At 76.0% G+C, this 22263-nt stretch carries 19 protein-coding genes; 10 read left to right on the forward strand and 9 right to left on the reverse strand.

The window, feature by feature from the left end; genetic code table 11:
• Positions 1-181 precede the first annotated feature (181 nt).
• The gene (locus tag AB0D10_RS11725) at positions 182-2023 is read left to right on the forward strand and encodes a BTAD domain-containing putative transcriptional regulator (RefSeq protein ID WP_360254470.1); all 1842 of its coding nucleotides are present in this window, start codon (positions 182-184) and stop codon (positions 2021-2023) included.
• A gap of 109 nt (positions 2024-2132) precedes the next feature.
• On the opposite strand, the gene lanKC is transcribed toward AB0D10_RS11725, so the two are convergent.
• The 3 genes from lanKC to AB0D10_RS11740 all read right to left on the reverse strand — a co-directional run bounded on the left by lanKC (position 2133) and on the right by AB0D10_RS11740 (position 6253).
• Positions 2133-4664, reverse strand: coding sequence for a class III lanthionine synthetase LanKC (lanKC, locus tag AB0D10_RS11730; protein ID WP_360254472.1), 2532 nt, complete (start codon positions 4662-4664; stop codon positions 2133-2135).
• A 48-nt stretch (positions 4665-4712) separates the two neighbouring features.
• Positions 4713-5933, reverse strand: coding sequence for an MFS transporter (locus AB0D10_RS11735; protein WP_360254474.1), 1221 nt, complete (start codon positions 5931-5933; stop codon positions 4713-4715).
• Between the two features lie 146 nt (positions 5934-6079).
• A complete protein-coding gene (locus tag AB0D10_RS11740) occupies positions 6080-6253 on the reverse strand; it encodes a hypothetical protein (protein ID WP_360254476.1) in 174 nt (57 codons plus the stop codon).
• A gap of 384 nt (positions 6254-6637) precedes the next feature.
• On the opposite strand from AB0D10_RS11740, the gene AB0D10_RS11745 reads away from it, so the two are divergent.
• The 3 genes from AB0D10_RS11745 to AB0D10_RS11755 are packed head-to-tail and all read left to right on the forward strand — an operon-like array spanning position 6638 to position 11164.
• Positions 6638-9754 carry an adenylate/guanylate cyclase domain-containing protein gene (locus tag AB0D10_RS11745; RefSeq protein WP_360254478.1) on the forward strand — a complete coding sequence of 1039 codons (3117 nt, stop codon included), beginning with the start codon at positions 6638-6640 and terminating at the stop codon, positions 9752-9754.
• Entirely contained in the window at positions 9751-10623 is an 873-nt protein-coding gene (locus tag AB0D10_RS11750) for a S8 family serine peptidase (RefSeq protein WP_360254480.1), read from the forward strand. The genes AB0D10_RS11745 and AB0D10_RS11750 overlap by 4 nt, the downstream gene beginning before the upstream one ends.
• Positions 10607-11164 (forward strand): GAF domain-containing protein, encoded by a 558-nt coding sequence (locus tag AB0D10_RS11755; protein ID WP_360254482.1) that lies wholly within the window; start codon positions 10607-10609, stop codon positions 11162-11164. The genes AB0D10_RS11750 and AB0D10_RS11755 overlap by 17 nt, the downstream gene beginning before the upstream one ends.
• On the opposite strand, the gene AB0D10_RS11760 is transcribed toward AB0D10_RS11755, so the two are convergent.
• From AB0D10_RS11760 to AB0D10_RS11785, 6 genes are all read right to left on the reverse strand, one after another.
• A complete protein-coding gene (locus AB0D10_RS11760; RefSeq protein WP_360254484.1) occupies positions 11155-12066 on the reverse strand; it encodes a virginiamycin B lyase in 912 nt (303 codons plus the stop codon). The genes AB0D10_RS11755 and AB0D10_RS11760 overlap by 10 nt on opposite strands.
• A gap of 71 nt (positions 12067-12137) precedes the next feature.
• Positions 12138-13220 carry an AI-2E family transporter gene (locus AB0D10_RS11765; RefSeq protein ID WP_360254486.1) on the reverse strand — a complete coding sequence of 361 codons (1083 nt, stop codon included), beginning with the start codon at positions 13218-13220 and terminating at the stop codon, positions 12138-12140.
• 85 nt (positions 13221-13305) lie between these two features.
• On the reverse strand, positions 13306-14451 hold the full coding sequence (locus AB0D10_RS11770; protein ID WP_360254488.1) for a winged helix DNA-binding domain-containing protein: 1146 nt from the start codon (positions 14449-14451) through the stop codon (positions 13306-13308).
• Positions 14448-15158: a glycerophosphodiester phosphodiesterase gene (locus tag AB0D10_RS11775; protein ID WP_360254490.1), complete on the reverse strand. Its 711-nt coding sequence runs from the start codon at positions 15156-15158 to the stop codon at positions 14448-14450. Before AB0D10_RS11775 ends, AB0D10_RS11770 begins: the two co-directional genes overlap by 4 nt.
• 23 nt (positions 15159-15181) lie before the next feature.
• Positions 15182-15598, reverse strand: a complete 417-nt coding sequence (locus AB0D10_RS11780) for a helix-turn-helix transcriptional regulator (RefSeq protein WP_360254492.1) — start codon at positions 15596-15598, stop codon at positions 15182-15184.
• A 326-nt stretch (positions 15599-15924) separates the two neighbouring features.
• Positions 15925-17109 carry an ROK family transcriptional regulator gene (locus AB0D10_RS11785; protein WP_360254494.1) on the reverse strand — a complete coding sequence of 395 codons (1185 nt, stop codon included), beginning with the start codon at positions 17107-17109 and terminating at the stop codon, positions 15925-15927.
• 243 nt (positions 17110-17352) lie between these two features.
• On the opposite strand from AB0D10_RS11785, the gene AB0D10_RS11790 reads away from it, so the two are divergent.
• The 6 genes from AB0D10_RS11790 to AB0D10_RS11815 all read left to right on the forward strand — a co-directional run bounded on the left by AB0D10_RS11790 (position 17353) and on the right by AB0D10_RS11815 (position 22112).
• Positions 17353-18594, forward strand: a complete 1242-nt coding sequence (locus AB0D10_RS11790) for an MFS transporter (protein WP_360254496.1) — start codon at positions 17353-17355, stop codon at positions 18592-18594.
• Positions 18595-18687: 93 nt separating this feature from the next.
• Positions 18688-19458 (forward strand): dienelactone hydrolase family protein, encoded by a 771-nt coding sequence (locus tag AB0D10_RS11795; RefSeq protein WP_360254498.1) that lies wholly within the window; start codon positions 18688-18690, stop codon positions 19456-19458.
• An 80-nt stretch (positions 19459-19538) separates the two neighbouring features.
• The gene (locus tag AB0D10_RS11800) at positions 19539-20087 is read left to right on the forward strand and encodes an RICIN domain-containing protein (protein ID WP_360254500.1); all 549 of its coding nucleotides are present in this window, start codon (positions 19539-19541) and stop codon (positions 20085-20087) included.
• A gap of 27 nt (positions 20088-20114) precedes the next feature.
• The gene (locus tag AB0D10_RS11805; RefSeq protein ID WP_360254502.1) at positions 20115-20810 is read left to right on the forward strand and encodes a VTT domain-containing protein; all 696 of its coding nucleotides are present in this window, start codon (positions 20115-20117) and stop codon (positions 20808-20810) included.
• Between the two features lie 113 nt (positions 20811-20923).
• Entirely contained in the window at positions 20924-21436 is a 513-nt protein-coding gene (locus AB0D10_RS11810) for a DinB family protein (RefSeq protein ID WP_360254504.1), read from the forward strand.
• 283 nt (positions 21437-21719) lie between these two features.
• Positions 21720-22112, forward strand: a complete 393-nt coding sequence (locus AB0D10_RS11815; RefSeq protein ID WP_360254506.1) for a cell division protein SepF — start codon at positions 21720-21722, stop codon at positions 22110-22112.
• The last annotated feature ends 151 nt before the right edge of the window (positions 22113-22263 follow it).

A 22263-nucleotide genomic window follows, 5' to 3' on the forward strand; every position in this document is an offset into this window, starting at 1 on the left:
GACCGTCAAGTAGCCTGCGCGCAGCGACGACCGCCGTCGAACCGTCGGTCGCACCACGCACCGCACCACGCACCGCAATGCGCACCGCACCGCACCGCACCCGCCCACGCACAGCCCTCACCCGCACAGCCCTCACCCTCGCCGGACGGTCACGCCCCGCCCTCGCCCCGGAGGTACGCCGATGCCCCTGGCCCAGCCCGCCGCCGCCACCCGGCTGCGCTTCTCCGTCCTCGGCCCGCTCACCGGCGAGGCCGCCGGCCGGCCGCTGGCCCTCGGGCCGCTGAAGCAGCGGCTGGTGCTGGCCGTCCTGCTGAGCCGCGCCAACACGGCCGTCCCGGTCGACCTGCTCACCGACGCCGTCTGGCCGGAGGAGCCGCCGCGCACCGCCCGCAAGAACCTCCAGGTCTACATCTGCACCCTGCGCACCCTGCTCGGCCGCGAGGAGGGGCCCGACCGGCTGGTCCACTCGGCCGGCGGCTACCTGCTCCGGGCGGCCGAACCCGAGCTCGACCTGCTGCAGTTCCGCGCCCTCGCCAGGGCCGGCCGGGCCGCGGCCGACGGCGGCGCGCTCGCCCCCGCCGCCCGGCTGCTGCGCCAGGCCCTCGACCTGTGGCACGGCGCGCCGCTCGCCGACCTGCGCTCCTCACCCGCCGTCGAGGCCGAGGCGCGCCGGTTGGAGGCCCGCTGCCTGGGCGTCCACGAGGACTGGGCGGAGACCGAGTTGGAGCTGGGCAACGCCGCGGACGTCGTGGAGGAGCTGGCCGAGCTCGCCGAGCGCCACCCGCTGCGCGAACGCCTCCAGGCGGCCCGGATGAACGCCCTCCACCTTTCCGGCCGCCAGGCCGAGGCGCTCGCCGTCTACGACACCCACCGCCAGCTGCTCGCACGCGAGTTGGGCCTGGAGCCGAGCCCCGCGCTGACCGCCCGCTACCGCGAGCTGCTCGCCCGCGGCCGGACCGGGCCCACCGCGGCCCGCCCGGAGCGCGGCACCGCCCCGCACGGCGACCTGCTGCCCGCCGACACGGCCGACTTCACCGGCAGGACGGCCGAACTGCGCGAACTGGTCGACCGGTTGGGCGAGGGCAGCGGCCGCGTCACGGTGCTCTCCGGGCCGGCCGGCAGCGGCAAGACCGCGCTCGCCGTCCACGCCGGCCGGCTGCTCGCCGACCGTTTCCCGGACGGCCGGCTGCTGGTGCGGCTGCGCACCGGCGACGGCACCCCGCGTGCGCTGCCCGAGGTGCTCGCCGAACTGGCCTCCCTCACCGCCCGGCCGGGCACCTCCCCGGCGGATCGCGCCCCCGCCGACCCCGGCCGGGCCACCGCCCTCTGGCGCGCCTCGCTCGCCGGCCGCCGGATGCTGCTGGTCCTGGACGACGCCCCGGACGAGGCCGTGGTCCGAGAACTGCTGCCGGGTCACGGCCCGAGCGCCGTCCTGGTCACCTCCCGCAGCCAGCTCGCCGGGCTGGCCTCGGTGCACCGGACCACCGTCCCGCCGCTCACTCCCGCCGAGGCCCTGGAACTGCTCGGCCGCATCGTGGGCACCGGCCGGATCGGCACCGACCGCGCGGCCGCCGCCCGGATCGTGGACGCCTGCGGGCTGCTGCCCCTCGCCGTCCGGGTGGCCGGCACCCGGCTGGCCGTGCTGCGCCACCTGCCGCTCGCGGAGTACGCGGCCCGGCTGGAGGACCCGGCGGGCGCCCTGGACGAGCTGGAGGCCGGGGACGTCACCGTCCGGAACCGGCTCGACTCGGGCTGGCGGGACCTCACCGACCAGGGCCGCCTCGCCCTCGCCCGGCTCGCCGCCCTGCCGCTGTCCCTGCTCTTCACCCTCCCCGAGGCGGCCGCCGCCCTCGGCCGCCCCGAGCGGCTGGCCCTGCGCACCCTGGAGGCGCTCACCGACACCGGGGCCGTCACCTCGCCCACCGGGGAGGTCACCGCCCACGCCGCGCTCTACGCGCTCCCCCGGCTCACCCACCTGCACGCCCGCGAGCACGCCGCGGACCCGCTCACCGTGGTCTCCTGACGCCGCGCCGGGGCCGGAGGCAGCCGCGAAGGGCCCGGGGACGGCTGACCCCGGGCCGCCGGGCCCCGAGCCACCGGGCTTCCTGGCCCCCCGGCCCCTGCCCCCGGCCTCACCCCAGGGTCAGCAGGTCCAGCACGTCCCCCCGCTCCTCCTCCAGCCCCCACAGCCCCAGCAGCACACCCGCCGCCCCGGTGTGCAGGTCCGCCGAGAACCGCCGCAGCCGCATCCCCGGCACCAGCAGCCCCTCGGGCCGCGCCACCAGGTGCCACTGCAGCCGCGCCACCTGCCCGGCCACGGCCTCCGGCGCGCCGCCCAGCCCCCGCAGCGCCAGGGTCAGCCCGACCCGCCCCCGGAACAGTCCCGGTTCCCGGACGAACCCGGGCCCGCAGACCGTCCGGACGTCGGCCAGGAACTCCTGCCCGCCGGGCAGCGCGGCCGTCTCCAGGTACTCCCGCAGCACCAGCGCGATCCCGCTGCTCCCCCGGTCCAGGTAGGCCAGGCGCCGTCCGGCCTCCAGCACCTGCAGCGACCCGTCCGGCACCCGTACGCACTGCGCCACGGCCCGCTCCAGCGCCAGCCGCGCCGCGTCCAGCAGCCACGGCTCGCCGGTCCGGCGGTAGAGCCGCAGCTGCAGCAGGGCGATGCCCGCCAGCCCGTACAGCAGCCCGGCCGCCGAGGGCGCGTCCAGCCCGTCCACCGGCTCGCCACGGACCACCGCCGCCAGCTCGCAGGCGTCGGCCAGCGCGTCCGCCTCCTCCCGCCGGCCGCCCAGCGCCTCCGCCAGCCGCAGCCGGGCGAGCGCGGCGCCGGCCCGCCCGCCGAACAGGCCGACCTGGCGAGCCGGACGGGCGGTGCGGGCCGCCGCCAGCAGTTCCGCGGCCGCCTCCGCCCGCCCGGTTCGGGCCAGCACCACGGCGGTGCCGAGCGGGCCGTCGTACAGCCCGCCCGTGCCCGGCCGGGCCCCGCGCCGGCGCAGTGCCGCGACCAGCCAGTCGGCGTACTCCTGCGGCCAGTCGGCGCCCGCCCGGTGCAGCGCGTACAGCACGCCGGCGGCGCCGTGCGCGACGCCCGTGCCGCCGTCGGCGAACCCGGCGACGTCCCCGGGGAAGAGCCGGTCCGGCCGGTCGGGGGTGGCTCCCGCGTGGATGCCCGCGACCAGTTCGCGGCGGGCCCGCGTCCAGGACGGGCCGTCCAGCAGCTCCCGGCCCCGCCGTTCGCTCACCGACTCCGTCCGCGCCGTCAGCACCCCTGGACGCACCGGCCCCTCCTCCGGCCCGAGTCCGAACCATTCCCGCGCCCGCCGTTCCAGCGCCGCGAGCTTCCCCTCGTCGCGGTCGGCCAGCTCCAGCACCGGCATCAGCAGCATCAGCCAGGTCGCCCACAGCATGTACCGGTCCGCGTCGGTGCCGTCGAGCCCCGGCGGGATCCGCAGCCCGGCCGCGCCGGCCGCGGGCACCAGCCGGTCGTGCGCCTCCGCCGCGTACTCGAAGTCCACCAGCACCACCGAACCGTCCGGCCGGAGCAGCACGTTGGCCGGGTGCAGGTCCCCGAAGCGCACGCCCCGCCCGTGCAGCGCGCCGAGCGCCTTCTCCAGCCCGGCGACCACCCCGTCGACCCACTGCGCGTACTCGGCGCGCTGCTCGGCCGTGCAGTCCTGGTGCACCAGCGGGTAGCGCCGGACCGCCTCGTCGAACAGCTGGACGCCCTCGACGTGCTCCTGCACGAGGAAGGTGTGCTCCCACACCGTCCGCACCTCGTGCAGCCGGGGCACGCAGTCCAGTCCGGCCAGCCGCTCCAGCGCCCACTGTTCGCGCCGCAGCCGGGTCACCGCGTCCGCCCCGGCGGCGTCCAGTCCGGCGTGCGGACGGGCCTCGCGCAGCACGACCCGCTCCCCGGTGCCCGGACGCTCGGCGAGGTAGATCCCGCCGGCGGCGGAGAACTGCAACACCTCCAGGATCCGGTACGGCAGGTCCCCGACGGCCGCGTCCCGCGCGGCCAGGTGCGGGCGCAGCACCTCGGGCGGCTCGACCCACTCCGGCAGCCGGAACACCGGCTCGCGCGGGTCCGGGACGAGGGTGCCGGAGGGGTCCCGCAGCGCGGGCACCGGCCGTCCGGCTCCGTCCTCGCACCAGAGTTCGACGAACGCGCCGTAGCGCGCGTACACCGGGGCGGTGCCGATCCGCAGGTCGGTCAGCACGTACGGTCCGGGGCGGCCGTCCAGTTCCCGTGCCAACTCCTCGGCCAGTGCGGCGAATTCCGCGTCCGACCGAGGGTAGGCGGTGATGAACTTGCCGCTGCTCCCGCGCCCGGTGAACTTGCCGTTGGCGACCCGCAGCGCCGCCGCGCTGCGCAGGAACTTGAACGCCACCCGGCGCTGCGCGCAGATCCGGTGGACGACGGCCAGCGTCTCCTCGGCGCCGTCCTCCACCGCCGACACGTGCAGCTTCCAGCCCTGCTCCGGCAGCGGGACGCCGTCGGGCCGCAGCACCGTCCACAGCCCCCGCTGCTCGCGTCGCCAGCCGGCGGGCGGTTCGCCGAGCCCCGGCGCGTAGCGGCTCGCCCGGTCGCGCAGTCGGCCCGGGGTGTCGTAGTACATCGGGTCGGCGAGGCAGTACAGCTGGGTCTCGTGGGCGCCGGCCATGGCGCGCCTCCTCTTCCGGTCGCTCCGGGGCGGGTGGTGCGGGGCGGGTCAGACGGCGGGCACCGGCACCGGTCCGCGCCGCACCGGCGGCGCCCAGGTGACCACGGCCGCGCACAGGGCGATGGCAAGGGCGAGCAGGCCGAAGGTCCGGGTGCCGCCGACCGCGCCGAGCAGGGTGCCGCCCACCAGCGGGCCGAACGGCTGGATCAGCGTGGAGAGGAAGCCGGCGGCGCTCTGCACCCGCCCGATCCGGTCCGGCGGCGCGGCGAGCAGCATGCCGGAGACGAAGCCGATGCTGGCGACGGTGGACAGGCACATGCAGGCCGCGCAGAGCAGCCCGATCACCAGCGGCACCCGGGTCACCGTCAGCACGCCCGCCGTCAGCGCGGAGGCCCAGCAGGCGAGCGCCACCAGGCTGCCGTCGCGCGCCCGGGCGCCCAGCCTCGGGGCGAGCAGCGCACCCGCCAGCGCTCCGGCCGCGGTGCAGGAGACCACGGTGCCGCCGCCGACGCCGGAGCGGCCGCCGTCGGAGGCGACGGCCAAGGTGGCGAACATCAGCGCGCTGAAGGCGAAGTTCATCCCCAGGCCGAAGATCAGCAGCAGGGTGCGCAGGTAGGGCTGCTGCCAGATGAAGGCCAGCCCGGCGGTCAACTCCTGCTTGCTGAAGACCGATCCGCTCTTCTCGGCGGGTTTCGAGCGGGTCCGGATCAGGGCCACGCAGACCGTGGACAGCAGCAGTCCGACGCCCTCGGCGAGGAACGGCAGCACCGGGTGCCAGGCGAACAGGGCGCCACCGCCGATCGGTCCGGCCAGCCGGGCCGCGGCGCCGCGCGCCTGCATCCGGGACGAGGCCTCCCGGGCCTGGTCGCGCGGCACCACCGCGCGCAGCAGGGCGCCGGCGGCGGGCCCGTAGACGCTGGAGATCAGCGCCCCGGCGGCGGCGACCAACAGCACCAGCGCCAGCGGGGTGTGCCCGCGCAGCACGGCGACGACCAGGGCGCTGACCGCGAGCAGGCTGCCGACGTCGCAGATCCGCATCAGCCGGCGCCGCTCGATCCGGTCGGCGAGCACGCCGCCGGGCAGCATGGTGAGCAGCAGCGCACCGACCGAGACGGTGCCGATGGCGCCCGCCCGGGCGGCCGAGCCGGTCTCCCGAAGGACGAGCAACGGCAGTGCGATCGAGGCGAGTTGGGAGCCGAGCGAGGCCAGCAGGCCGCCGGCCCAGAGCAGCCGGAAGTCCCGGTTGCGGGCGAGCGGGGTGGGCTCCATGGCCGTCCTCCTGGGGGGGTGGCATCGGGCCGGGGCGGCCCCGTGTCGACGGGACCGCCCCGGAAGCCTTGCGCCGTCCGGCCGCCGGGGGCGAGGGTGCGCCCGTCCCCGCGTCCGGCCCGGTGGTTCGATCCGCGACCGGTCGGTCAGGCCGAGGTCTCGGCGCCGCCGACGTAGCTGATCAGGCTGAAGCAGTTGCCGTCCGAGGCCTCGGAGAGGACCTTCATCGACTGCAGGTCCAGGACGTTGGCGGCGTGCGCCTCGACCTCCGGGGTCTCCTCGCCGTTCTCGCCGACGTTCTGGTCGATGTTCTCAGCCATGGTCGAACTCCCTTCCACAGGTGGGCCGTCACGGTGACGGCGAGCGGCTGCCCGCCGCACCGACCATGGTGGGAGGGGCCGGCTGCGCCCGGCTTCGGTGGCGGTTGGCCACCGGTATGGCCGCAGGCCGGGGCCCCGCCGGCGGCGCCCGCCCGGCGGCGCGGGGTGCCCTCCGGCCCCGCAGCACACCGCGCGGCCTGCGGCCATACCGATCGCCGGGCGTTCCCGAACCGGGCCCGAAGCCGCCGCCGCAACCCTGGCCCGAGTACCCGAACACCCCCTGCGCCCGGCTGCCCGGGCGCCGGACAGCCCCGCGCCCGAGCATCCGCACCGCCCGCGCCCCGTACGCCCCGCACCGCGGAGGACGACCGAAGGACGGCCCCCATGCCCTGCCCACTCTGCGCCCAACTCGTCGCCACGAACGACCAGTTCTGCCCCTCCTGCGGCACACCCCGGGCGGCCGCCCTCGACCTGGCCGCCGAGGAGCGCAAACTGGTCACGGTGGTCTTCTGCGATCTGGTCGACTCCACCGCGCTGTCCGGCGCGCTCGACCCGGAGACCCTGCGCGAGGTGATCCTGCGCTACTTCGAGCGGATGCACCACCGGATCGAGGCGCACGGCGGCACCCTGGAGAAGTTCATCGGCGACGCCGTGATGGCCGTCTTCGGCGTACCGGTGATCCGGGAGGACGACGCCCACCGGGCGCTGGCCGCCGCGCTCGCCATGCTGGAGGACCTGGAGGACCTCAACACCGAGCTGGACGCCACCCTCGGGGTCCGGCTGGACGTCCGGATCGGCGTCAACACCGGTCAGGTGGTGGCGGGTTCGGATGCCTCGGCGCGCCAGGCGCTGATCTCCGGCGAGACCGTGAACATCGCCGCCCGGCTGCAGACCCAGGCCGCCCCCGGCCAGGTGCTGATCGGCCCGCAGACGCTGCGCGCGGCCGGCCCGGCCGCCCAGGTGGACGAGGTCGGCCCGCTGCGACTCAAGGGCAAGGCCGAGCCGGTCACCGCCTACCGCCTGGTCGGCCTGGACGAGGACGACCCGGAGCTGCTGCGCCGCTTCGACGTGCCGCTGGTCGGCCGGGACCGCGAACTGGCCGGTCTGGACGCCGCGTTGGCCCGGGTGGCGGGCGGCTCTGGGGCCGAGCTGCTGCTGGTGGCGGGCGAGGCCGGGATCGGCAAGACCCGCCTGGTGCGCGAGTGGCGCGAGCGGGTGGGCCGGCGCACCGCGCGCTGCGGCACCGCCCGGTGCCGCAGCTTCGGCGAGCAGGGCGTGCTGGCGCCGCTCGCCGAGGCGGTGCGCACCCTGCTGGACGAGCCCGAGGGCGCGGCCCCGGCCGAGGCGCTGGCCCGGCTGGACGAGGCGACCGCGCCGGGGATCGGCGCCGGGCAGTCGCTGGAGCTGCTGGCCGCGATCCTGCGCGGCCGCACCGTGGAGCGCCCCGCCGTCCTCGTCCTGGACGACTGCCAGTGGGCCGGCCCGGTCCTGCTGGACGCCGCCGAGCGGCTGGTCGAGCTGCTCGGCTCGGCTCCCGTGCTGTTGCTCGGTCTGGCGCGGCCCGAGCTCCAGGCCGCCCGCCCGGAGCTGCCGACGCTGCCGGTCGGCGGCCTGTCCTGGGACGAATCGGCACTGTTGGCCGCCCAGTTGACCGAGCTGAGCGCCCACCAGGACACCGTTCCGACCCGGTTGCTGGAGCGCGCCGAGGGCAACCCGTTGCACCTGGAGGAGCTGCTGGCCGCCCTCACCGAGGCCGAGGGCCCTGCCCTGGCCGACGAACTCCCGCCCACCGGACGGGCGTTGCTCAGCGCCCAGATCGACGGGCTGGAGCGCGACGAGCGCGCCACGCTGGACCTCGCCGCCGTCCTCGGACGCGCCTTCACCGCCGCCGAACTGGCCGAACTCGCGCACGGCGGCTCCGATCAGGACGCCTTCGCCGATCCCGAGGACGACGTCTTCACCGGCCCGATCGACGGCCTGCCGGTCGGTCCGCCCGCCGAGGCGGACGGCACCCCGCCCCGGCTGCACGCCGCGCTCGCCCGGCTGGCCGAGCGCCGCCTGGTCGAACCGACCGGCACCGGCTACCGGTTCAGCAGCGGCCTGGTCCAGGAGTCGGTCTACCAGTCGATGTCCAAGCGGGCCCGCGCCGAGCGCCACGAACGGGCCGCCGACCTGCCGGCCGTCCGCTCCACCGGGCACGCCGCCGTCGGCGGCCACCTGGAGCGCGCCCACCGCTACCGGCTGGAACTCGGCCTGCTGGACGCCCGCACCGACACCCTGCGCACCCGGGCGGCCGCCGCCCTGGGCGCCGCCGGGGCCCGGGCCCTGGCCGGCGCCGACCTGCCCACCGCCACCGACCTGCTGGAACGCGCCGTCCGGCTGCACTACCCCAACGAGCGCGCCGCCGGCCCCGTGCTGCGCCGCCTCGGCGAGGCCCGCCTCGCCCTCGGCCGCGCCGACGAGGCCCTGCCCGTCCTCGCCCAGGTGCGCGACGCGGCCGCCGACCCGCTGGACGCCGCGCACGCCCGGCTCGCCCTGGCCGCCCGCGGCCTGCCGCCCGGCCAGGACCAGCCCGCCGCCACCGCCCGCGCCGTCCTGCCGCTGTTCACCGACACCGGGGACGACCTCGGCCGGGCCCGCGCCCTGCTGCGGCTGGCCGAGGAGCACCTGCTTGCCGGGCGGCACACCGAGGCCGAGCAGCTGCTGGACCAGGCGCTCGACCGGGTCTCGCGCACCGACGCCGAGCTGGACCGGGCCGCGGTGCTGGCGGCGCTGGCCGCCTCGCTGCTGGCCGGCCCCGAGCCCGTCCCGAACGCCACCTTCCGGCTGCGGGCCCTGCTCGCCGAGCACGGCGCCAGCCGCCGGACCGTCCGGGTCGCGCTGAACGGCCCGCTGGCCGTCCTGCTGGCCCTGCGCGACCGCCCCGAGGAGGCCGAGCTGCTGCTCGCCGAGGCCAACGGCCTGGCCGGGGAGCTGTCGCTGGCCGAGGCGATGGTGGCGCTGCCCGCGCTGACCGCCCAGGCGGCGGCCGCCACCGGCCAGTGCGGCCAGGCCCTGGACCTGCTGGCCGACGCCGCCGAGATCGCCCGCCACCAGGGCACCGCCGCGCCGCTGCCGCGCCTCGCCCTCACCACCGCCCGGGTCCTGCTGGACACCGACCGTCCGGCCGAGGCCGCCCACCACCTGGACGGCGCGGACGCCGCCGCCGCACTGCCGCCGGTGCTCGCGATCGAGCTGGACGCGCTGCGCGGCCGGCTCGCCGCCGCCCGGGGCGAGGTCCAGCCCGCGCTGGACCTGACCGCGGCCGCCCTGGACGCCGCCGGGGCCACCGAATCGCTGCTGCTCCAGGCGCTCACCGCGGTCGACCGCGCGCACGCCCTGCTGCTGCTCGGCCGCCCCGCCGAGGCCGCCGAGGCCGCCGCCACCGCCCGGGACCGCTTCACCGCCAAGGGGCACCTGCCCGGTGTGCGGCGGGCCGAGCGGCTCGGGGGCACCCGGTGAGCGGCCCGGCCGGCCTCACCTGGAGCCTGCGCGACCGCTCCCCCGCCGACCTCCCGGTGCTGGCCGACGCCCTCGGGGCGGACGCGGTCGCGTCCGGGGCCCCCGGGGCCTGCGACGCGGGCACCGGCAAGGGCGTGCGGGTCTGCGTGGTGGACTCCGGCGTCGAGCCGGACCACCCGCTGGTCGGCCCGCTGCAGGGGTCCTGGGCGGTGGTCAAGGACCCGGTGACCCGGGAGCTGACCGTCCGCCCGGACACCGCCGGCGACACCTGCGGCCACGGCACCGCCTGCGCCGGCATCATCCGCCGCACCGCCCCGGACTGCGAGCTCTACAGCGTCCGGGTCCTCGGCGAGCGCTTCACCGGCACCGGCGACATGCTGATCGCCGGGCTGCGCTGGGCCGTCCGGCAGGGCTTCGACGTCGTCAACCTCAGCCTCTCCACCACCCGGACCCGCTTCCTGGAGGAGCTGCACGCGATCGCCGACGACGCCTACTTCGCCCGCACCGCGATCGTCGCCTCCGCCCACAACACCCCGGTGGAGAGCTTCCCTTGGCGCTTCTCCTCGGTCATCTCGGTCGGCAGCCACCAGGAGGACGACCCGGCCCTGCACCTGTACAACCCGGCGCCGCCGGTGGAGTTCTTCGCCCCCGGCCAGAACGTCCGGGTGCCCTGGCTCGGCGGCGCCACCATCCGCACCACCGGCAACAGCTTCGCCACCCCCTACGTGGCCGGGCTCTGCGCCCGCATCCTGTCCCGGCGGCCGAGGCTGACCACCTTCCAGCTCAAGAGCGCGCTCTACCTCACCGCGGCCAACGTCCAGGTCCCGACCACCCCCACCCCGGAGGCGCCCGATGACGCTCAGCACTGACCCCGCCGTCGATCCGCTGGCCCGCGAGCTGCTGCAGTCCGTGGTGGACGTCGCCCGGGCGATCTTCGACGCGCAGGCCGGCTCGGTCTGCCTGCTCGACGAGTCGGCCGGGGAGCTGGTCTTCCAGGCCGTCTCCGGGCGCGGCGAGGAGTCCCTGGTCGGCCGCCGCTTCCCGGCCGGCCGGGGCATCGCCGGCTGGGTCGCCGCCTCGGGCGAGCCGATGGTGGTCGACGACCTGGGCGCGAACCGCACCTTCGACCGGGACTTCGCCGAGTCCACCGCCTACGTCCCGAACGCCCTGATGGCCGCACCGCTCACCCACGGCAGCCGGGTCCTCGGCGTCCTGGAGGTGCTGGACCCGGCCCCGCAGGCCCGCGCGAGCCTGCCCGAGCTGGACCTGCTGGCCATGTTCGCCCGTCAGGCCGCCGCCGCCCTGCGGGTCCTCGCCGACCGGGCCCCCGCCCCGGAGCCGGCTCCCGACCGCGCCGCCGCCCTCGGCCTCCTCGCCGACCTGGAGGAGCTGCTGCGCCGTCAGCCGTGACCCGGCGCTGCCCGTCGGCCCTGACCCGGCGCCAGGCGGAGGAGCTGCCCGCGCTCCAGCGCCGCGTACACCGCGCCGTCGGGGGCGACGGCGATGCCGTGCGGCTCGGCGCCGGCGCCCGGGACCGGGTACCCGTCCGGCCGCCCGTCCGGGCCGAGCACCCCGATCCGGCCGGCGCCCCACTCGGTGAACCAGAGCCGGCCGTCCGGCGCCGCCGCGATCGCGTGCGGCTTGGCGGCCCGGTCGGCCAGCGGGTGCTCGGTCACCTCGCCGTCGACGGTGATCCGCCCGACCAGCCCGCCGCCGATGCCGACGTACCAGAGGGCGCCGTCCGCCCCGGCGGTGATCCCGACCGGCGCGGTGCCCGGGGTCGGCAGCCGGTGGACGGCCACTTCCCCGTCCGTGCCGATCCGCGCCACCGCGTCCGCCCGGTTGAGCGTGCACCACAGGGCGCCGTCCGGACCGGCCGTGATCAGCGCCGGGAAGGCCCCGGTGAACGGCAGCGGATACTCGGTCACCTCGCCGTCCACGGTGATCCGCCCGATCCGGTCCGCGTTCGTCTCGGTGAACCACAGCGCCCCGTCCGGCCCGGCGGCGATCCCGTACGGCCCGGCGTCCGCCGTGGGCACCGCGAACGAGTCGACCCGCCCGTCCACCGTGATCCGCCCGATCCGGTGGTCCCGCATCCGGCTGAACCACAGTGCCCCGTCCGGCCCGGCCGCGATCACCGCCGGTCCGCAGTCCGGCGCCCCGAGCCCGTGGTGCCGCACCGTCCCGTCCGCTGCCAGCCGCCCGATCTCCCCGCTGTGCACCAGCGTGAACCACACGCCGCCGTCCGCCCCCACGGCCACCCCGTACGGCCCGGCCCCCCGGTCGGACACCTCGATCAGTTCCACGGACACCCCTCCCCAGTTATCGCGACTTCTGTCGCGTTAGAGAGACTGCCATGCCCCACACCCCCACCACAAGCGGATTACGCGTCCCGCTCCGGGAGACCGCGCAGGACCGAGATGACGCCCATGCCCGCCGCGCAGACCGGCACGGCGAGCAGGGCGCCGATGATCCCGGCGATGCCGGAGCCGGCCACCACGGCGACCATGATGGTCGCCGGGTGCAGCTCGACCGTGCGGCTCTGGATGACCGGCTGCAGGACGTTGCCCTCGATCATCTGGACGGTGAGCACCACTCCGAGGGCCCAGAGCGCCGTGCCGAGACCGCCGTCGGCGAGGGCGACCAGGACCGCCACCGTGCCGGACAGGAACGCCCCGACGAACGGGATGTAGGCGCCCATGAAGACCAGCGCGCCGAGGCCGGGCGCACCGGGCACCCCGAGGGCGACCAGGCCGACGGTGATGAAGCCCGCGTCGATCAGGGCGATCAGCGTGGTGCCGCGCATGAAGCCGGCCATCGCCGCGAAGGCCCGCTCCGCACAGGCGATGACGGTCTCGGCGCCGCGCCCGGGCAGGTAGGAACGGATGGCGTCGCCGGTGCGGTGCCCGTCGCGGAGGAAGAAGAAGACCAGCGCGAGCGCCAACACCCCGCCGGTGATCAGCTGGGTGAGCAGCCCGAGTCCGGACAGCACGCTGTTCGTCAGGGTCGAGACCAGCGAGTTCGTCTCGCCCTTGGCGTTGTTCAGGGCGTGCTGGATCTTCTGCCCGAGCGGCCCCAGCCACTGCTCCAGCCGCCGCCCGGCCGCGGGCAGCGCCTCGGCGATCTGCGGAGCGCTGTGCACCAGGGAGTTGACCAGCAGGGCGATCACCCCGCCACCCGCGACGACCAGGACCGCGCAGGTCAGCCCGGCGGCCAGGCCCCGCCCGACGCCGTGCCGCACCAGCCAGGGAACCACCGGGTAGAGCAGCGAGGCACCGAGCAGCGCCAGGATGAAGGGCACCGTCGCGGCCCGCAGCTCGACCAGCGCGAACACCACCAGCGAGGCGACGGCGATCAGCAGGATCACCGCCGCCGACCAGGCTGCCGCCCGCCGCAGGACGGGCGGCAGCATCAGGTACGGCCGGCGGTCGTCGGGCCGCTGCGGTCCGCCGGGCGGGCGCTCCACGGACAAGGCCACCTCCGCCGGGATCGTCGATGAGTCCGAACCGATCCAGCTCAGCAGAGAATGTGACGGTCCGCCCGTCGTGCCCCTACTCGACCGCCTCGAAGCGGACCGTCCCGCCGCCGTTCCGGCCCCCGCCCCCGTCGCCGTGGCCCCCGCCGCCGCCGCGCTCGGCCGCGAAGGCCAGCACCCGCTCCGCCTCGGCCTCCGCCGCCTGCCGGTCGGCCCGCCGCAGCGCCGCGAAGGGCCGCAGGACGACCTCCTGCTCCGCCGTCAGCTGCCAGGACCCGGCGACCAGCCCGTCCACCAGCAGGGTGCCGAGCACGATCCCGTTCTGCGTCATCACCCGCGCGCGGTACTCCTCCGGCAGCACCCTGGTCCGGTCCGCGTGCGAGAGCAGCAGGTTGTCGAACGGCGCGACCAGCCGCACCGGTGCCGGGGTGTCCTCCTCCGGCCGGGGCGCCTGCGGCAGGTCGTACAGCACTCGGCCCTGCTCGTCGCGGAAGGTCAGCAGTCGCGGCGCGAGCCGCCGCACCACCGGGGCGAGCCCGCCGAGGCCGGACCACTTCTTGAGGTCGGCCGCGGTGGCCGGCCCGAAGGCGGCGAGGTAGCGCAGCACCAGGTCCTCGACGGCGGGCGCCGGGTCGAGCGGGCGGCCGAGCCAGGACTCTGCGGTGGTGTGCGCGGCCGGCCCGCCGCGCCCCCACAGGCCGCGCGGCGGCACCTGCACCAGCGGCAGCAGGCAGCGGGCCGCCTGGGCGAGTGCGGCCGGGTCTCGGTCCGGGCGGGTCGCGGCGAGCAACACGCCCAGCTGCTGGAAGGTGCGCGGCTGCTCCTCGACCAGCTCCCGGGCCTCGGCGGCGAGCGCGTCCAGGTCCAGCCCGGTCAGCCGTTTGCCGTAGGTGGTGCGCAGCGCCTGGTCCAGGACGGGCTGGAGCAGGGGGCGCAGCGTCAGGCAGTCCTCGGCGGTGACCAGGTGGATGGTGCCGCGCTGGAGGGCGATCCGGACCGCCGCCCGCTGCTCGATCAGGGTGCTCAGCCGCTCGGGCGTGAAGCCGTCGAGCCGGGCGAGCAGCCCGAGGTAGGGCGGCTGCGGTGCGGCCTGGGCCTGGAGGCCGCCGAGGTGGTGGATCGTCGCGGTGGCCGTCAGGTCGGTGCGGGCGAGCAGGTGCTGACGGGCCAGCAGGGCCCGGCCCAGCGCCCGCCGCCCCAGTACGGGCTCCGGAGCCGTCACCGGCGGCCGTCCAGCACCGCGCGCAGCAGGGCGATCCGGTTGGTGGTGATGGAGGCGACGCCGGTGTCGCGCAGGCGGCGCATGGTGCGGCGCAGGTCGGCGGTCCAGGTGGAGACGGCGAGTCCGGCGTCCGCGGCGGCGGCGGTGAACTCGGGGGTGACCAGGCCGAACGGCGGGTTGAGGTAGCGCGGGCGCAGGTCGTCCAACAGGCTGCGGACGGGCATCCTGGGCTGCTTCCAGGTGAGCGCGATCTCGGCGTCCGGGGTCAGCGCGCGCACGGCGAGCATCGCGGTGACGGGCCCGCAGAAGGCGACCTGCCGTTCGGCGCCGAGTCCGGTGACCACGGACCAAGTGGCGGCTGCCGGCCCGGGCTCGTCCAGGTCGATCAGCAGCCGACGGCCCTCGACGGCGGTGACCGCCTTGATCGCCTCGGCGAGCGTGGGGACGGCGAGCGGGCCCTGCCGCAGCTCCTCCAGCTGCTCGGCGGTGACCCGGTCGATCGGGCGCGGGTCTCCCCAGAGCCGTTCCAGGGTGCGGTCGTGCAGCAGGACCGGCACCTTGTCGCGGGTGAGCTGGACGTCCACCTCGACGGCGTCGGCGCCGGCGGCGAGCGCGGACTCGACGGAGGGCAGGGTGTTCTCGCGGTGGCGGTACGGGTCGCCGCGGTGGGCGACGGCCAGCACCCGGGGGCTGCGGTCGGTGCTCATGGGTTCCTCTGGTCGGTGGGGCGTCAGCGCCGCTCGATCATCACGTTGGTGGACTTGATGACCGCCGTGGCGGGTGCGCCGGGGACCAGGTTCAGCTCCTCCGCCGACTCCCGGCTGATCAGCGACACCACCCGGAACGGCCCGGCCTGGATCTCCACCTGCGCGGCAACGTCGCCGAGCAGCACGTCGGTGACGATCCCCGGGAAGCGGTTGCGGGCCGAGGACGGGCGGCCCTCGGCCTCGGCGTTCTCCGGCCGCGCCAGCTCGCGGGCGAAGGCGGCGAGCTCGGTTCCGGGGATGATCCGGTGCCCGTGCTCGTCCCGCGCGGCGGCGAGCCGCCCGGCGTCCACCCAGCGCCGCATGGTGTCGGCGCTGACGCCGAGCAGCGCCGCGGCCTCGCCGATGCGGTACGGGTTCGCCGGCACCTCGGGCTTGCCCATGAGCGACTCCTGACGGTGGTTCGAGGGACAAGGGTCTCGGCAGTGCGCACCCCCGGCGGCCATCCTGCCGTACCGGGCACGGCGAGGGGAAAGCGAGGGCTGCCGCGGGTTCGAGGACGGACCCCGGGGTTCGTCGTCAAACCCGCGTCTGCGGGGCGACGCTCCCCCAGCCTTCGGCCGGGAGGCACCCCCCGGGCACGCACCTCGCCGCGTTGTCGTCGGTCGCCGATGCTCCGCATGGACTCCCTCCTACGCCTTGCGATGCACGCACCCCAACGCCGCCCCGCCCGCCCTCCGGGCGGACGACGGGGGTTCGAGGACGGACACTAGGGTTCGCCGAAGAGGTCCCGCCGGACCGCGTCCCCGGCGGTCAGCACCGCCCCGGCGAGCACCGCGCCGCCGCCCGCGGTGCCGGCCCGCACCTCGGTGCTCAGCGGGGAGAGCCGGGCGAGCCGGCGCTCCACCCGCCCGGCCAGCCCGGCGCCGCCGGCCCGGCCGACCTCGCCGCCGAGCACCACGCAGCCGGGGTCGAGCACGACGCAGACGCTCGCCGCGCCGACGGCGATCCGTTCGGCCAGCTCGTCCAGGAAGCGTCCGCCCGCGTCGCCCGCGTCGACGGCCGCCCGGACGGCGGCCTCGGCGGCGGGGGCGTCCCCGGCGGGGTCGGCGGGCAGGCCGTGCTCGCGGGCCAGCGTGCAGACCGCCGCGCTGCCGACCAGACCGTGGAAGCCGCCCTCGCAGCTGTCGGCGCTGGGCAGTCCGACGGTGCCGGGGACGGGCAGGAAGCAGATCTCGCCGGTGCCGCCGGAGAAGCCGCGGCGCAGCCGCCCGTCCAGGATGACGGCGGCGCCGACGCTGTGGCCGAGCCACAGCAGCACGAAGGTGTCGCGGTCGCGTGCGGCGCCGACCCGGTGCTCGGCCCGCCCGGCCAGGTTGACCTCGTTCTCCAGGATCACCTCGGTGCCGGGCAACTCCTCCAGGGCGGCGAGGAGTTCGGCGTGCCATCCGGGGAGCTTGCCGGTGCTCTGCAGCCGTCCGGTGGCGGGGTCGACCAGTCCGGGGGCGCCGACGGCGACGGTGTGCAGCCGTTCGACGCCGGCGCCGCGGGCGGTCTCCAGCAGCGTGGCGGTGATGGCCGCGGCGGTGTCGGGTCCGCCGTCGCCCTCGACCGGGACCTCGGCGGTGGCGAGGGTGTGCCCGGCGAGGTCGGCGACGACCAGGCTGACGCCGCCGGAGCGGACGTCGAAGGCGGCGATGTGCGCGCGGGAGGCGACCAGTCCGTAGACCCGGGCGTTGGGGCCGCGCCGCTGTTCGCCGCGTTCGCCGATGACGGCCACCAGGCCGGTGCGTTGGAGGCGTTCGAGCAGGTCGGCGACGGTCGGCCGGGAGAGGCCGGTGAGGTCGCGCAGCTCGGTCGCGGTCAGGGGGCCCTGTTCGAGCAGGAGGTTGAGCGCCAGCCGGTCGTTGATCGCCCGGGCGGTGCTCGGCGTGGCCGTACGCGCGGTGGTCATGGCAGCTCATCCTTCCAGAGTGTTTCTATCAGGGTCCCTTCCTGATAGTTTATTGAACCGTCCGACCGAACCGTCCGACCGGACCACGAGGCCCGGACCACGAGGCCCGGACCGGGCGAACGGACCACACGCACCACCCGCCGCAGGCACCGCACGGACCGGACACACCTGCGCTTGACTGCCGACAGGGGCACCCACAGGGCACTGTCGCGCCCGCCTCGCGCGACCGGGAGGGAAACGCCGATGAACCACACCACCGCACCACCCCCGGAACCGCTGACCGCCCCACGCCGGGCCCGGGCGAGCATCGCCCTGGTCTTCGGCGTGCACGGCGCCGTCAGCGGCAGCTTCGTCACCCGCATCCCGTGGATCCAGGAGCGCCTCGACCTCTCCACCGGACAGCTCGGGCTGGCCCTGGTCATGCCCGCCATCGGCTCCTCGCTCGCCATGCCGCTGGCCGGCCGCTTCGTCCACCGCCACGGCGGACGGGCGGCGGTCCGCGGCCTGATCTCGCTCTGGTGCCTGGCCCTCGCCCTGCCCGCGCTCGCCCCCTCCCTGCCGGTGCTGTGCGTGGCGCTCCTGGCCTACGGGGCGACGGCCGGGATGGCGGACGTCGCGATGAACGCGCAGGGCGTGGAGATCGAGGAACGGCTCGGCCGCTCGATCATGTCCGGCCTGCACGGGATGTGGAGCGCCGGCGGCCTGCTGGCCTCCGGCTTCGGCATCCTCGCCGCCCACCTCGACCTCGACGCCCGGCTGCAGCTGGCCGTCACCGCGCTGGTCCTGCTGGCCCTCGCCCAGCCGGTCTGCCGCGGCCTGCCCGACCTGCGGGCCCACGAGGGCGCGGAGGAGCCTCCGCGGTTCGCATTGCCGCCGCGCAGCTCCCTGGTGATCGGGCTGGTCGGCTTCTGTGCGGTCTTCGCCGAGGGCGCCTCGATGGACTGGAGCGGCATCTACCTGCGGGACGTCACCGGCGCCTCGGCCACCTTCGCCGCCGCCTCCTACACCGCCTTCTCGCTCACCATGGCGGTCAGCCGCCTCGCCGGGGACGCCGCGATCCGCCGCCTCGGCGCCGTCCGCACCACCCGGATCGGCGGTGCCGTCGCCACCCTCGGCGGCCTGCTGGTGGTCGCCGCGGACAGCCCGGCGCAGGCCATCCCCGGCTTCGCACTGATCGGCATCGGCATCGCGGTCATCGTCCCGCTCGCCTTCGCGGCCGCCGGCCGGATCGGCAGCAACGCCAGCCAGGCCATCGCGGGCGTCGCCACCGTCACCTACACCTCCGGCCTGATCGCCCCCGCAGTCATCGGCGCCCTCGCCCAGGCCACCTCGCTGACCGTCTCGTTCGGCCTGGTCACCGCGCTCGCCTTCGCGCTGGTGCTGAGCGCCGGGGCGCTGCGTCTGGCCGAACGGAATTCCACCGGCGCAACCGTGACCGCACCGGAATCGAAAAAGCCTTCCGGAAAAGATCTCTCCACGATATGATCGGGAATTCTTCAGGGAATTCCCCGCTAATGTCTCCGACCGTCGGGCGCAGCCGCGCCCGGCGGTTTTTCGCGATCCGCGAGAGGGATTCCCATGTGCTACGACCCGGATGCCGCCCCACCCGCCTTCTCCCCCGCCCGGCAGCCCCTGGCCGAGGCCGTACCGCTCACCGTGACCTCGGCCGACGGCACCGGATTCGGCGCGTTCCTGGCCCGGCCGGAGGTCGCCACCGGCGTCGGCGTCCTCGTCCTGCCGGACAACAAGGGGCTCTCCCCCTTCTACCGGCGGACGGCCGTCCGACTCGCCGAACAGGGGCATCCCGCCCTCGTCCCGGACTATTACGGCCGGACCGCCGGAGCCGACCCGGAGAACCGCCCACCGGAATTCGGCGAGCTGCCGAACCTGCTCCCCCACCTGCTCGCGCTCACCCCGGACGGGCTGGACGCCGACCTCACCGCCGCCCTGGAACGGCTGCGCGCCGCCGGGCCGTCCGACGTGGTCGCGCTCGGCTTCTGCTTCGGCGGCCGCCAGGCCTTCCGCGCCGCCGCACCCCGCTTCGGCCTGTCCGGCGCGGTCGGCTACTACGGCTACCCCGACGCCGTCAACGGCGCCCCGGGGCCGACCCAGCTCGCGGCGGGCCTCACCGCCCCGGTCCTCGCCTTCTGGGGCGGCGCCGACGAACACATCCCGCCCGCCGCCGTCGACGCCTTCGACGCGGCGCTCACCGAGGCCGGCTGTCCGCACGAGTTCGTCACCTATCCGGGCGCGCCGCACAACTTTTTCGAACTGTCCGCAGTCGAACACTCCGTCGCGGCCCGCGACTCCTGGCAACGCCTGCTGGCGTTCCTCGCCGGGCCGCGCTGAACCGCCCGTCCGCCACCGGGCCCGCCACCGGACGTCCGTCCGCCGACGGGCACCCGCTCACCATTCCCAGGGGGGAACGCATGACCGCCGTACCCGACCGAACCCGCCTCCGAACCGTCGCCGGCGCCCTCGCCGCGGCCGGCCTCCTCGCGCTCGCGCCGGCCGCCCCGGCCGACGCCGACGTGACCGTGCCCGGCTCCGACGACATCCCGCGGGCGATCGTGGCCCTCGATGCCAGGAAGTGCCTGGAGGTCGCCGACTGGCGCACCGACGACGGCGCCCCCGTCCGCCTGTTGACCTGCACCGGCGGCGCCAACCAGCAGTGGACCAGCGGGCCGGGCTCGACGATCGTCAACGTCCACAGCGGCAAGTGCCTGGAGGTCCCCGGGTTCAGCACCGCCGGCGGCACCCGGATCGACCAGTGGACCTGCAACGGCGGCTCCAACCAGGGCTGGTTCGACTCCAACCAGGGCCCCGGCCACCCCCACGTCTACGCGAACGTGAACAGCGGCCTCCGGCTCGACCTGTACGGCGGAAGCCCGGAGGACGGGACGCCGGTGATCCAGTGGCCGCTCAACGGGAGCGGCAACCAGGCCTGGTACACCGACGTCGCCCCGGCGGCCCGGTAGCACCCGCTCCCGGTTAGGCTCGGGCAGGTGTCCGAGCCCGATGCCGCCCCCGCACCCCCCGCCGCGCCGCGTTCGCCCTGGTGGCGACTGTCGCTGCTGATCGTGCTGCTCGGCGCGGCGGCCGGGTCGCTGCTGCTGTGGAGCCCGACGGAGCTGCTCTCCGGCGGGCTAGCGGACCGGATGCCCGGGTACTGGTTCGGGCCGCTGTTCGCCCTGGTCTACGCGGTGGCGACGCTCGCCTTCGTGCCCCGGCCGGCCTTGAACGCGGCGGCCGGGCTGCTGCTCGGCATCCAGCAGGGCGTCGCGCTGGCGGTGCTCGGCACCACGCTGGGCGCCGCCCTGGCCTTCGGGCTCGGCCGCGGCCTCGGCCGGGACGCGCTGCGCCCGTACCTGCGCGGGAAGGTGCTCGGCGCCCTGGACCGGCGTTTCACCGAGCAGGGGTTCCGCAGCGTGCTGGTGATGCGGCTGCTGCCCGGCATGCCGTTCCAGGCGGTCAACTACGGCGCCGCCTTCTCCGGGACCCGCGCGCTGCCCTTCGTCCTCGCCACCGCGGTCGGCGCGGTGCCGACCACCGCGGTGTACGTGACGGCGGCGGCCAGCTCGGGCAAGCCCGGGTCGGCGGCGTTCCTGCTGTCGGCCGGCCTGATCGCGCTGCTGGGCCTGGGCAGCGTGGCAGGGCTCTGGCGGGCGGCCCGGGCCCGTCGCCGGGCGACGGCGGTCTGAGCACTCCGCCGGCCGTCCCGGCCCGTACCGCCGCACCGCCGCCCCTCCGAGCGGCCCGCCCCGGCGAACAAATCGTTCGCGCCCGCGCGGCGCCGGGCACCAGGATGGCCCGCATGACCGGACAGAACCCGCGGGTGGACCCGCCGATGGCCGCCGACGAGGCCGCCACCCTCACCGCCTTCCTCGACTACCACCGCACCACCCTGGCGCTCAAGTGCGAGGGGCTGACCGACGACCAGCTGCGCCTGCGCTCCGTCCCGCCGTCCGGGCTCTCGCTGCTCGGCCTGGTCCGGCACATGGCCGAGGTGGAGCGGTACTGGTTCCGGAGCGTCCTGCTCGGCGGGGAGGTCGCGGGCCACTTCTGGACCGAGGCCGAGCCGGACGGCGACTTCGACAACGTCGACACCGCCGACGTCGCGGCCGACTTCGCGACCTGGCGCGCCGAGATCGACGCCGCCCGCGGCGCGGCCTCCGGTCTGCCGCTCGACACCGTCGGCAAGCGGCTGCGCCACGGGCAGGAAGTGACGCTCCGCTGGATCCTCGCCCACATGGTCGAGGAGTACGCGCGACACAACGGGCACGCCGATCTTCTGCGCGAGTCGGTGGACGGCGCGACCGGGGAGTGATGCGCCGGGTGAAATCTTTTCCGCATTGTTGACAGAAGGTCAATTACGCGGTGACCGCTACCGATATGGTCTACGCGCGCAACCGTACGGTGCCGCGCCGCGTCTGCTCTCTTTGCCCGGGTCCTCCCGGGTTTCCGGCACGGCACGACTCGTACGGGGGTCGCGAGCGGGCACGGGACCGGTGAACAGTGCGATACTCGGACAGTTCCGACGAGTGGATGACGTGTCAAAAAGGGCACGCGACCCCGGGGGACCAGGACGGGACGAGGCAGGGAGGCGCGGCATGGGAGCACTTCGCGACGAGCACCACAACGGCTGGCTGATGCCCTCGGGGAACTACCCGGCCGCGGTGTACGACGACGAGTGGGTGGATCAGGAGACGGTGCCGTCCGTCCCCGCACCCACGAAGATCGTCTCCCTGCGGCCGACGGGCTTCGAGGCGGCGCGCACGGTCGGCGAGCACATCCGGGCGAGCACCCCGGTGGTCATGGACCTCACCGAGATGGCGGAGGCCGAGGCCAAGCGCATGGTCGACTTCGCCTCCGGGCTGATCTTCGGCACCAGGGGCGGCATCGAGCGGATCGCCCGCCGGGTCTTCCTGCTCACCCCGGCCGAGGTCGAGGTCATGGTGATCGACCGCCCGCTCGACGAGACCGGCTTCTACAACCAGAGCTGAGCCGCGCACCGGAGCCGAGCAGCGCCGCAGCGGTTGCCCCGACCGGGGACGGTACCCACCGTCCCCGGTTTTTTGCTGTCCGGACACCCGTCACCCTGCGGATCATTTGAGACTCGGAATTTAACAATGAGACATCTATGTCTCAGATGAA

Source organism: Kitasatospora sp. NPDC048545 (assembly GCF_040651155.1).
GTDB lineage: Bacteria > Actinomycetota > Actinomycetes > Streptomycetales > Streptomycetaceae > Kitasatospora.

Coding starts and splice junctions, on each gene's coding strand:
- AB0D10_RS11780 (WP_360254492.1), bottom strand. CDS start 15,598: ATGGGCAAGCCCGAGGTGCCGGCGAACCCGTACCGCATCGGCGAGGCC.
- AB0D10_RS11790 (WP_360254496.1), top strand. CDS start 17,353: ATGAACCACACCACCGCACCACCCCCGGAACCGCTGACCGCCCCACGC.
- AB0D10_RS11725 (WP_360254470.1), top strand. CDS start 182: ATGCCCCTGGCCCAGCCCGCCGCCGCCACCCGGCTGCGCTTCTCCGTC.
- AB0D10_RS11785 (WP_360254494.1), bottom strand. CDS start 17,109: ATGACCACCGCGCGTACGGCCACGCCGAGCACCGCCCGGGCGATCAAC.
- AB0D10_RS11810 (WP_360254504.1), top strand. CDS start 20,924: ATGACCGGACAGAACCCGCGGGTGGACCCGCCGATGGCCGCCGACGAG.
- lanKC (WP_360254472.1), bottom strand. CDS start 4,664: ATGGCCGGCGCCCACGAGACCCAGCTGTACTGCCTCGCCGACCCGATG.
- AB0D10_RS11735 (WP_360254474.1), bottom strand. CDS start 5,933: ATGGAGCCCACCCCGCTCGCCCGCAACCGGGACTTCCGGCTGCTCTGG.
- AB0D10_RS11815 (WP_360254506.1), top strand. CDS start 21,720: ATGGGAGCACTTCGCGACGAGCACCACAACGGCTGGCTGATGCCCTCG.
- AB0D10_RS11775 (WP_360254490.1), bottom strand. CDS start 15,158: ATGAGCACCGACCGCAGCCCCCGGGTGCTGGCCGTCGCCCACCGCGGC.
- AB0D10_RS11800 (WP_360254500.1), top strand. CDS start 19,539: ATGACCGCCGTACCCGACCGAACCCGCCTCCGAACCGTCGCCGGCGCC.
- AB0D10_RS11755 (WP_360254482.1), top strand. CDS start 10,607: ATGACGCTCAGCACTGACCCCGCCGTCGATCCGCTGGCCCGCGAGCTG.
- AB0D10_RS11795 (WP_360254498.1), top strand. CDS start 18,688: ATGTGCTACGACCCGGATGCCGCCCCACCCGCCTTCTCCCCCGCCCGG.
- AB0D10_RS11745 (WP_360254478.1), top strand. CDS start 6,638: ATGCCCTGCCCACTCTGCGCCCAACTCGTCGCCACGAACGACCAGTTC.
- AB0D10_RS11740 (WP_360254476.1), bottom strand. CDS start 6,253: ATGGCTGAGAACATCGACCAGAACGTCGGCGAGAACGGCGAGGAGACC.